Consider the following 10339-nt stretch of genomic DNA (forward strand, 5'->3'; position numbering starts at 1 on the left):
TCGAGGGGGTGGGGGTCGCGGGCGCCGTCTCCGGCGTCACGCTCTCGCTGGCCGGCTTCCCGGCCTCTTGTTCAGGGCTTGGCATGCCCCCCATCTGGGGTCAGTCGGGTCCAAACGGGAAGAGGTCATGAACGGCTATCTGCGCACGTCTATCCTGCTCGCGGCGATGACCGCCCTGTTCGTGGCCGTCGGCGGCGCGCTGGGCGGCCGCGGCGGCATGGCCTTCGCCTTCGTCATCGCCTGCGCCACCAACCTCTTCGCCTGGTGGAACAGCGACCGCATGGTGCTGCGCATGCACAACGCCCAGCCGATCGGGCCGCAGGACGCCCCCGACCTCTACCGCATGACCGAGCGGCTGGCGGCCAATGCCAACCTGCCCATGCCGGCGCTGTACCTGATCCACGAGGACCAGCCCAACGCCTTCGCCACCGGCCGCAACCCGGAGAACGCCGCCGTCGCGGTCAACACCGGCCTGCTCAACCGCATGCCGCCGGAGGAGGTGGAGGGCGTCATCGCCCATGAGCTCGCCCATATCCGCAACCGCGACACGCTGATCATGACGGTGACCGCCTGCCTCGCCGGCGCCATCGGCATGCTGGCGCAATTCGGCTTCCTGTTCGGCGGCAACCGCGACAACCGCGGCCCGGGCCCGATCGTCGGGCTGCTGATCATGCTGCTGGCGCCGCTGGGCGCGGCCATCGTGCAGATGGCGATCAGCCGGTCCCGCGAATACGAGGCCGACCGCATCGGCGCCATGATCAGCGGCAACCCGCTGGGCCTGGCCCGCGCCCTGACCCGGCTGGAGCAGGGCCGCCAGGGCTTTATCAACCAGGCCGCCGAGGCCAATCCGGCCACCGCCCATATGTTCATCGTCAACCCGCTGGCGGGCTTGCGGATGGACGGGCTGTTCTCCACCCATCCCAAGACCCAGAACCGCGTTCAGGCGCTGGTGCAGCTGGCCGGCACCATGCCCGGCGCGCCGCAGCGGCGCCCGGCCGCCACCGCCGCCGCCGCCGCCGCGCCCTGGGGGGCGAAGCCGGCGCCGCGCCCGCAGCAGCGGGGTCCCTGGGGCTGAGCCGCGGTCCTCAGAAGCGCTCCACCCAGGGGCGCAGGTCGATCTCGAAGGACCAGGCGCTGCGCGGCTGGCGCAGCAGGTCGCCATAGGCGGCGGCGACCGCATCGGGGTCCAGCAGGCTGTCCGGGCTGTCGGGCGAGGCCGGCCGCCGCTCGCTGCGCACCCCGCCATCGATCACCACATGGGCGACATGGATGCCCTTCGGCCCCAGCTCCCGCGCCGCGCTCTGCGCCAGGCCGCGCAGCGCGAACTTGCCCATGGCGAAGGCGGCGGAGCCCGCGAAGCCCTTGATGCTGGCCGTGGCCCCGGTCAGCAGGATGGCGCCCCGGCCCTGCGGCACCATGCCGCGCGCCGCCTGCTGCACCGCCAGGAAGCCACCGAAGGCGGTGATCTCCACGGCGCGGCGCAGCGCCTCCGGCTCGATCTCGGCGAGCGGCCCCGGCGCCCGGGCGCTGGCATTGTAGACCACCACCTCCGGCGCCCCGATCCGCGCCGTCACCGCCGCGAACAGCGCGGCGACCGAGGCCGGGTCGGCCGCCTCGGCGGCGAAGGCGGTGGCGCCGGTCTCCGCCGTCAGCGGCGCCAGCTTCTCCACGTTGCGCGCGGCGAGCGCCACGGCCAGCCCCGCCGCGCTGAGCTGCCGGGTCAGCGAGGCGCTGATGCCTGGCCCCGCCCCGATGATCAGGGCCGTGCGATAGGGGATGCTCGACATGGGCGGCCTTTCGTTCCAGGCCGGCGGCACGGCCGGCCGCGCCCATTGAGCGGGCGAACGGCGGCGAAAGCAATGATGACGTTCGTTATCTAAACTTCAGTCGTCATCGACGGGTGCCACGATCCCCTGGCCCTTCAGCGATTCGCATTGCTCCAGCGAGGTCGCCTCCCGCGCCACCGACAGCAGCAGCCGGCGCAGCCAGGCATGGCCCTGGTCGGCCTCGAAGCGGCGCGGGAAGATCAGCGACAGGCGGGTATGCGGCACCGCCACCGGGCAGGGCCGCACCACCAGCCCATGCGCCTCGGCCAGCTGATGCGCCAGCCGGGCGGAGAGCGACATCACCATGTCGGTCCGCTTCAGGATGCCCGGCACGGCCGAGAGATGCGCGACAACCGCCCCCAGCCGACGCGGGAAGCCGGCCTCGCGCAGCGGCGCGTCCAGCGCCCCGTCGCGCGACCCGTTCGGCGAATGCAGCAGATGCGGGAAGGCGGTGAAGCGGGGCAGGTCGATCTCCCCCTCCGCCAGCGGATGCCCCGGCCGCATGAGGAGCAGAAAAGCCTCGGGCAGCAGGCGCAGGCGGGTGTAGAGCGCCGGCGGCTCACCCAGCATGCCGACCACCAGCTGCGCCTGGTCGGCCTCCAGCATTTCCAGCGCGCCGATCCGGTCGGCATGGCTGATCGAGACCAGGCAGCCCGGCGCCTCCTTGGCCAGCCGCGCCATCAGCGGCGGCGCCAGCACGGCCTCGGCATATTCCGACAGCCCGATCGGGAAGACCCGGTCGGAGCTGGCGGGGTCGAAGGGCGCGTGGCTGGCCAGCGCGTCGCGCAGCCGGTCCAGCACCTCGGCCACCGGCTGGGTCAGGGACAGCGCGAGCTCCGTCGCCTCCACGCCCCCGGGGCGGCGCAGGAACAGCTCGTCCTTCAGCGCGACCCGCAGGCGGGCCAGGGCATTGGAGACGGCGGGCTGCGACAGGTTCAGCCGTTGCGCGGCGCGGGTGACATGGCGCTCGCGGGCGACGGCGTCGAAGACGCGCAGCAGGTTCAGGTCGAGGGTGGAAAGGTCGGCCATTGATCCCGGTGATGATGATCCTTCGTTCTTCCATTTGGAAGGCGAAGGCTCCGCCTGGCTAGTCTGCGGCAACGGCGGCGTTCGACGCCGCGCCCCTTTCCTCAGCGAGATTGAGCAAGACAATGACCAACGACCGTTCTGCCGCCCTGGCGGCCCTGCTGCTGCGCCTCAGCTTGGGCGTGATGTTCCTGGCCCATGGCCTCTACATGAAGATCATGACCTTCGGCCTGACCGGCACGATGGGCTTCTTCGGCAGCCTGGGCTACCCGCCGATCCTCGGCGCCGTGGTCGCCATCGCCGAGACCCTGGCCGGTATCGCCCTGCTGCTCGGCCTCTGGACCCGGGCGGTGTCGCTGCTGGCGGTGCCGATCCTGATCGGCGCGGCGCTGCAGCATGCCGGCAATGGCTGGGTCTTCAGCAATGCCGGCGGCGGCTGGGAATTCCCGGTCTTCTGGATCGCGGCGCTGGCGGTCCAGGCGCTGCTCGGCGATGGCGCCTATGGGCTGAAGCTGAACCGGCTGATCGGCTATCCGGCCGCCGCCCGCGCCGCCTGACCTCTCCGCGACGCGCGCATGAAAAAGGGCCGGGGGATCGCTCCCCCGGCCCTTTTCTCATGTCCTGCCAATCAGCGGACGACGCGGGTCGTCCCGTCCGGCAGATACTCCAGCACCACGCCGCCGCCATTATAGGCGCCGTTGCCGACCTGCTGCTGCGGCGGCAGCGTCAGGCCGGAAAAAGGCTGCGCCGGCGCCGCCATCATATTCGGCCGGCCGGTCGCCGTCATCGGCGGCGGCGCCATGCCCGGCGCGGCGCCGGGCGTCATGCCGCCCATGCCATAGGTATGCGTCGAGCCCGGCGGGTGCATCGGCGCCTGGCCGTGCATCGGCCGGTGATGCGGCATGCCGGGGGCGACCGGCGGCGCCATGGGGGCGGCCATCGGCGCCGGGGCCATGGCCGGCGGCGGCACCGGGGCGGCGGGATAGGGGGTTTGCGCCTGGGCGGCGCCGGCGGCGGCCAGCCCCAGGATGGCGGCGGTGGCGAGGGTCGTGCGGATGCGGGCCATGGGCCTTCTCCTCCTGCTTCTTGCTGCCCGGCGGAAAGCCGGGCCCTGGCCAGCAAACGCAGGCCTCCCCGATCGGTTGCCCAGACGCAGAAAGGGCCGGGGGTGTCGCCACCCCCGGCCCTTCCAGAAATCCCACGGCGCCAGGCCGCCGGATGGCGGCGCCGGCGCCTGAGGCAAGATATTACAGCGAGCCGCCCTTGCGGCCGGCCATGGCGCCCAGCCGCAGCCGCAGCGCGTTCAGCTTGATGAAGCCCTGCGCGTCGAACTGGTCATAGGCGCCCTGGTCGTCCTCGAAGGTCACATGCTTCATCGAGTACAGGCTGTTCGGCGACTGCCGGCCGGTGACGATGGTGTTGCCCTTGTACAGCTTCAGCCGGACGGTGCCGGTGACGCTCTTCTGGCTCTCATCGACCATCGACTGGATCATCCGGCGCTCCGGGCTGAACCAGAAGCCGTTGTAGATGATCTCGGCATAGCGCGGCATCACGCTGTCCTTCAGATGCGCGGCCTCGCGATCCAGGGTGATGCTCTCGATCGCCCGGTGCGCGGTGTGCAGGATGGTGCCGCCCGGGGTCTCGTAGCAGCCGCGGCTCTTCATGCCGACGAAGCGATTCTCCACCAGGTCGAGCCGGCCGATGCCGTTCTCCTTCCCCAGGGCGTTCAGCTTGGTCAGCAGCGTCGCCGGCGACAGCCGCTCGCCATTGATGCCGACCGCGTCGCCGCGCTCGAACTCGATGGTGATCTCGGTGACCTTGTCCGGGGCATTCTCCGGGCTGATCGTGCGCTGCCAGACGATCTCGTCCGGCGCGTCCCAGGGCTCCTCCAGGATCTTCCCCTCGGAGGAGCTGTGCAGCAGGTTGGCATCGACCGAGAACGGCGCCTCGCCGCGCTTGTCGCGGGCAATGGGGATCTGGTTCGCCTCGGCGAATTCCAGCAGCCGGGTGCGGCTGGTCAGGTCCCATTCGCGCCACGGCGCGATCACCTTCACATCCGGCTTCAGCGAATAGTAGCCGATCTCGAAGCGGACCTGGTCGTTGCCCTTGCCGGTGGCGCCATGGCTGACCGCGTCGGCCCCGACCTGCTCGGCGATCTCGATCTGGCGCTGGGCGATCAGCGGCCGCGCGATCGAGGTGCCCAGCAGGTAGCAGCCCTCGTAAAGCGCATTGGCGCGGAACATCGGGAAGACGAAGTCCCGCGTGAACTCCTCCCGCAGGTCGTCGATGAAGATGTTCTCGGGCTTGATGCCCAGCAGCAGCGCCTTGTCGCGGGCCGGGCCCAGCTCCTCGCCCTGGCCCAGATCGGCGGTGAAGGTCACCACCTCGCACTGGTAGGTGGTCTGCAGCCACTTCAGAATGACCGAGGTGTCCAGCCCGCCGGAATAGGCGAGCACGACCTTCTTCACATCCTTCACGCGCATCGTCGCAGGTCCTTACAGAATGCGGCCGCAGGGCCGGGACGGCGCGGGCGGACCAAGGCAAAAAGCGCGCGGAAAATGCCCGCCGGCACGGGCAGAGGCAAGGGACAGACGAAAAAAGGCCGGGGGAAGGAATTCCCCCGGACCCCCATCTTTCTTCTGTCGGGCTGCCGCGGCCATCCGGGCATGCGGGGCGGCAAAGAAAAAGGCCGGGAGGAACACCCCCCGGCCTTCGATCTCAGGCAGCCGCCTCGCGGCCGGCCTGGGGGTCGAGGCGATACCCGCCCCCCTCGGTCAGCAGCAGCGCCGCATTCGCCGGATCCGGCTCGATCTTCTGCCGGAGGCGATAGATATGCGTCTCCAGCGTGTGCGTGGTCACGGCGGCATTGTAGCCCCAGACCTCGTTCAGCAGGATCTGCCGCGCCACCGGACGCCCGCCGGCCCGGTAGAGGAACTTCAGGATCGCCGCTTCCTTCTCGGTCAGGCGGATCTTGCGGTTCTTCACCGGCTCCAGCAGCATCTTCGCCGACGGACGGAAGGTGTAGGGACCAATCACGAAGACAGCGTCCTCGGAATTGTCGAACACCCGCAGCTGCGCCCGCAGGCGGGCCAGCAGCTCGCCGATGCGGAACGGCTTGGCGATGTAGTCGTTGGCGCCGGCATCCAGCCCGCGCACCACATCCTGCTCCGCATCCGCGCCCGTCAGCATGATGATGGGGATCTTCACCCCCTCCTGCCTCAGGCGCGCGCACAGATCCCGGCCATCGCCATCCGGCAGGCCGATATCCAGCAGCACGGCGTCGCATCGGGCGCCGGCAGCGAGCAGTTGGGCCGCGGCATCCGCAGCGGTCCCGGCTTCGACAGGCGCGAATTCACCATCCAGCGCCAATTGTTCGGACAAGGTGACGCGCAGCGCGTCATCATCATCCACGATCAGGATCGGCCGCGGGCCGGTCATGCGATCTCCCGACTTAGCCTAGAGCTATCCATGGCTTCTACCTCCCGGAATCAGCCGGGCGGCCGGAAGGCCACCATGGGCTTATCGTGACCGCTGCCTCGCCCGGCGGCAAGCCCTGCTAACCCGCCGCTCCCGCAGGATTCATTTTCCCGTCGGTTTTTTGCCGTCCTGCGCAAATTTCACCGCCAAGACCCCCGTAACCCCCTCTTAACTCCCCCTGGGGGATGGCAACTCGCCGCGAGACGCCACATTGAGGCCACGACGCAGGTTGCATAGTCAGGGTTGCCGGCGGCGTGTTCGGGTGTTTCCCGGGCCATTTTCCGGCCTTCTCCCGATTTCGTGACCACGAGATCCAGGAAATGGGCCGGAGCATTAGGGAATTGGATCGGATGACCAGCACAGGAAATGTCGCGCCGGCCCCGCGGCTGGAAACCACGCGGCATGAGGCGGAGATTGGCCCCGCCGTGCCCGATGCCCAGGCGCTGGCGCTTCGCGCCGTGCACCGCGCCGCCAGCGACCTGCGCCGCGGCACCCCGGTGCTGGTCACCGGGCCGCAGGGCCCGCTGGTCATCGCCGCCGCCGAGACCGTCGGCGCCCGCGGCCTGGCCGAGCTCGCCGCCGCCGCCGTGTCGCCGCCCTGCCTGCTGCTGGCGCCGATCCGCGCCGCCGCCCTGCTGCAGCGCCCGATCCCGACCGCCGTGCAGCGCAGCGACGCGCATCCTTCCGAGGCCCGCTGGCTGGAGGAAGGCGTGGTCGCGCTGCGCCTGCCCGCCAGCCTGCTCGACCCCGCCGCGCTGAAGCGCCTGGCCGACCCGGTCGCCGAGCGGCTGCTGCCCGAGCATCCGGAGATGCAGCCCGCCCCGCCGCTGGCCGCCGCCGGCCTGGCGCTGGCCAAGCTCGGCCGGCTGCTGCCCGCGCTCGTCGCCGCCCCGGCGCGGGAGGGCGCGGCCGAGGCGCTCGGCCTGTTGAGCGTGCCCGCCATCGACGTGCTGGCCTATCCGACCTCGGCCGCCACCAGCCTGGCCCGCGTCGCCGAGGCCCGCGTCCCGCTGGAGGATGCCCGCGACGCCCGCATCGTCGCCTTCCGCGCCGCCGATGGCGGCATCGAGCACCTGGCCATCCTGGTCGGCGAGCCCGAGGCCCTGGCCGCCCAGGGCGGCGCGCCGCTTGTCCGCGCCCATTCGGAATGCTTCACCGGCGACCTGCTGGGCAGCCTGCGCTGCGACTGCGGCCCGCAGCTGCGCGGCGCCATCGCCCGCATGGCGCGGGAGGGCGGCGGCGTGCTGCTCTATCTGGCGCAGGAGGGGCGCGGCATCGGCCTGGTCAACAAGCTGCGCGCCTACACGCTGCAGGACCAGGGGCTGGACACGCTGGATGCGAATCGGGCGCTGGGCTACGGCGCCGACGAGCGCGGCTTCCTGGTGGCCGCCACCATGCTGCGCGAGCTCGGCATCCCCCGCGTCCGGCTGCTGACCAACAACCCGGACAAGATGGCCGGCCTCGCCGCCTGCGGCATCACCGTCGAAGGGCGCGAGGCGCATCAGTTCGACGCCAATGGCGTCAACGACAAGTATCTGGAAACCAAGGCCGAGCGCTTCGGCCACCTGCTGCGCTGATGGCCGACCTCATCGCGATGGTCCGCCCGACCGGGCGGTCCGAGGGGCTGGTGACGCTGCGCGGCCAGACCTGGCGCTGCGCCCTCGGCAAGGGCGGCGTCTCGGCGGCCAAGATGGAGGGTGACGGCGCGACGCCGCTCGGGCCCCTGCCGCTGCGCCGCATCCTCTACCGCGCCGATCGCGGGGCGGCGCCGGCCTGCGCCCTGCCGGTCGAGCCGATCGCCCGCGACGACGGCTGGTGCGACGACTCTTCTCATCCCGCCTACAACACCCGCATCCGCCTGCCGCATGACGCCCGCCACGAGCAGCTGTGGCGCGACGACGCGGTCTATGACGTCATCGGCCTGCTCGGCTGGAACGACGCCCCGGTGGTGCGCGGCCGCGGCAGCGCCATCTTCCTGCACATCGCCCGCCCGGGCTACGCGCCGACCGAGGGCTGCATCGCCCTCGAGCCGCGCGAGCTGCGCGCCCTGCTCGCCACCGGCGTCACCGGCTTCGAGGTGCTGGCGGGCTGAGGCGCGGCCGGCTCAGCCGCCGCCGCACTGCACCCCGTAGCCGGAGACCACCGGCGGCGACGCGTCGCCCACCGTGGTGACGCCGAGCAGCCCGGCCGGGCCGCGATAGCCGAAGCGGCAGAAGCCGAAGCCGGTGCCGGAACAGCCCTCCACCTCGGTGATGCCCTGCTTCGCCAGCGCGCCCTCGCGCCCCTCCGCCCCGGCGCGGGTGGCCGGCACCGGGGTCCAGCCCTGCTGCCGCAGCCGCTGCCGCGCCAGGTCGATCGGCAGGCCGTAGATATTGGGCACGGTGGCGCGGCCGGCGCAGACCGCCTCCTGCGCCGCCAGCGGCAGGATCGCCAGCACGTCGTTCTGCCCCGCCTTCAGGTCGGCCAGCGGCTGCGGCAGGAAGTCGCCGTCCCAGAGCCGCAGGCCATCCGGCGCCAGCGGCTCCACCGTGCCAATGCCGCGCGCCGCGCCGCGCGGGGCATAGGCCACCGCCAGCAGCCGGCCGCCCTCGAAGATCGCCAGGTTGCCCTGGCTGACCTGGCAGCTGCCGCTGGTGCCGCCCTCGAAGCCGCCGGCGAAGCTGACCGCCTGGTAGCGGCCGATCGCCGCCTCGCCGGTGACGCCCCAGCCGGCCGCGGCCACCTGCTGCCCGGCCGCCCCGGCGGGCTTCTGCAGCATCGACTCGCAGCCCTGCCGCGACGCGGCGCCGGCCGGCGCCGCGGGCAGCGCCGACAGCAGGGTGAAGCTCAGGCCGGGCACGAAGGAATTGACCCGCAGCGCCGGCGGCCCGGCCGAGGGGCTCTGCGCCGCCGCCGGGATGGCCATCGCCACGGCCAGGCCGAGGCCCGCCGCCAGAAGCCGGTGCCGCATCGCGATCTCCCCTCAGAAGCGTCGGCGCCAGGATATCGGCCGGGCCGTCGCCGGCAATTCGCCGCGCCGTCATCTTCTGGTGACCGTCAGCGGCCGGCCGCCGGCGCCTCGCGCGACAGCAGCAGCACCGCCAGGCCGCCCAGCAGGATGCCGCCCAGCAAAGGCAGCCGCAGCGGCTCGCCCAGCAGCGGCACGGCGGCCAGCGCGGTGCAGGGCGGCACCAGGAAGAACAGGCCGGTCACCCGCCCCGCCGCGCCGCGCGCCAGCAGCCAGAGCAGCAGCAGCGTGCCGCCCACCGAATTGGCCAGCACCGTCCAGGCGAAGGCGGCCTGGAACTCCGCCGCGCCCCCGTCGATCGGCCGCGCCCGGCCCTGTTCCAGCGCCAGCCAGCACAGCGCCATCACCAGCGCCCCGGTGGCCAGCTGCACCGCCGCCGCCGGCAGCCCGGCGCCGCCGCCGCCGAAGCGCTTCTGCCACAGCGCCCCGCCGGCCCCGCCCGCCAGCGCCAGCGCCGCCAGCGGCAGGGTGGCGCCGCTGTCGCCGAGGCCGAGCCGGCTGCCCGCCACCAGCAGCACCGCCGCCACCCCCAGCGCCACCGCCAGGGCGCGGGCGCGGGTGAAACGCTCGCCCAGCGCCAGGGCGGCGCCGGCCGCGGTCGCCACCGGGATCAGCCCGACCACCAGCGCCGCGACGCCGGCCTGCATGCCCGCCGCCATGCCGGCATAGATGCCGGCGTAATGCGCGCCCTGCAGCAGCAGCCCGACCATGCCGGCATGCAGCAGCGCCGCCCCCCGCGGCCAGGGCTGCCGGCGCAGCGCCGCCAGCCCGGCCAGCACCAGCGCCGCGGCGGCGAAGCGCAGCCCGGTGACCGCGAAAGGCGGCCCGTGCCGCAGCGCCAGCGCGCCGAGCAGGATGCCGCTGCTCCACAAGGGCACGAAGCCGATGGCGGCGGCCTGGGCGATTCGCGCGGCGGGGGGATGCTGCATGGCCCGACTATCCGGCGCCGCGGCGCTGGCAGCTACCCGCTGCCGCCCCATCTGCTAGAGAAGCTGCCCCACCC

General features: G+C 72.5%; 11 protein-coding genes. 4 read left to right on the plus strand and 7 right to left on the minus strand.

Features of this window, described 5'->3' with window-relative positions; all coding sequences use genetic code 11:
- Positions 1 to 127: 127 nt before the first annotated feature.
- Positions 128 to 1075: a zinc metalloprotease HtpX gene (gene htpX, locus GVN67_RS25640; RefSeq protein WP_160000159.1), complete on the plus strand. Its 948-nt coding sequence runs from the start codon at positions 128 to 130 to the stop codon at positions 1073 to 1075.
- Positions 1076 to 1085: 10 nt separating this feature from the next.
- Here htpX and GVN67_RS25645 read toward each other — a convergent pair whose 3' ends face one another.
- Positions 1086 to 1787, minus strand: a complete 702-nt coding sequence (locus tag GVN67_RS25645; protein WP_160000160.1) for an SDR family NAD(P)-dependent oxidoreductase — start codon at positions 1785 to 1787, stop codon at positions 1086 to 1088.
- 96 nt (positions 1788 to 1883) lie between these two features.
- Positions 1884 to 2855 carry a LysR family transcriptional regulator gene (locus GVN67_RS25650; protein ID WP_160000161.1) on the minus strand — a complete coding sequence of 324 codons (972 nt, stop codon included), beginning with the start codon at positions 2853 to 2855 and terminating at the stop codon, positions 1884 to 1886.
- Positions 2856 to 2977: 122 nt separating this feature from the next.
- On the opposite strand from GVN67_RS25650, the gene GVN67_RS25655 reads away from it, so the two are divergent.
- Positions 2978 to 3409: a DoxX family protein gene (locus GVN67_RS25655; protein WP_160000162.1), complete on the plus strand. Its 432-nt coding sequence runs from the start codon at positions 2978 to 2980 to the stop codon at positions 3407 to 3409.
- 71 nt (positions 3410 to 3480) lie between these two features.
- Here GVN67_RS25655 and GVN67_RS25660 read toward each other — a convergent pair whose 3' ends face one another.
- From GVN67_RS25660 to GVN67_RS25670, 3 genes are all read right to left on the minus strand, one after another.
- Positions 3481 to 3918, minus strand: coding sequence for a hypothetical protein (locus tag GVN67_RS25660; protein WP_160000163.1), 438 nt, complete (start codon positions 3916 to 3918; stop codon positions 3481 to 3483).
- Positions 3919 to 4099: 181 nt separating this feature from the next.
- Positions 4100 to 5335: an argininosuccinate synthase gene (locus GVN67_RS25665; protein WP_160000164.1), complete on the minus strand. Its 1236-nt coding sequence runs from the start codon at positions 5333 to 5335 to the stop codon at positions 4100 to 4102.
- Positions 5336 to 5570: 235 nt separating this feature from the next.
- The gene (locus GVN67_RS25670; RefSeq protein WP_160000165.1) at positions 5571 to 6290 is read right to left on the minus strand and encodes a response regulator transcription factor; all 720 of its coding nucleotides are present in this window, start codon (positions 6288 to 6290) and stop codon (positions 5571 to 5573) included.
- A 389-nt stretch (positions 6291 to 6679) separates the two neighbouring features.
- On the opposite strand from GVN67_RS25670, the gene ribA reads away from it, so the two are divergent.
- Complete coding sequence (gene ribA / locus GVN67_RS25675) at positions 6680 to 7906, plus strand: GTP cyclohydrolase II (protein WP_160000166.1); 1227 nt, start codon at positions 6680 to 6682, stop codon at positions 7904 to 7906.
- Positions 7906 to 8421: a L,D-transpeptidase gene (locus GVN67_RS25680; protein WP_160000167.1), complete on the plus strand. Its 516-nt coding sequence runs from the start codon at positions 7906 to 7908 to the stop codon at positions 8419 to 8421. The genes ribA and GVN67_RS25680 overlap by 1 nt, the downstream gene beginning before the upstream one ends.
- A gap of 12 nt (positions 8422 to 8433) precedes the next feature.
- Here the strand turns inward: GVN67_RS25680 and GVN67_RS25685 are convergent, their stop codons facing one another.
- Positions 8434 to 9279, minus strand: a complete 846-nt coding sequence (locus GVN67_RS25685; protein ID WP_160000168.1) for a hypothetical protein — start codon at positions 9277 to 9279, stop codon at positions 8434 to 8436.
- 86 nt (positions 9280 to 9365) lie between these two features.
- The gene (locus tag GVN67_RS25690) at positions 9366 to 10265 is read right to left on the minus strand and encodes an EamA family transporter (RefSeq protein ID WP_160000169.1); all 900 of its coding nucleotides are present in this window, start codon (positions 10263 to 10265) and stop codon (positions 9366 to 9368) included.
- Positions 10266 to 10339: the final 74 nt, after the last annotated feature.

This window comes from Roseomonas sp. 18066 (genome assembly GCF_902706185.1).
Taxonomy (GTDB): domain Bacteria; phylum Pseudomonadota; class Alphaproteobacteria; order Acetobacterales; family Acetobacteraceae; genus Pseudoroseomonas.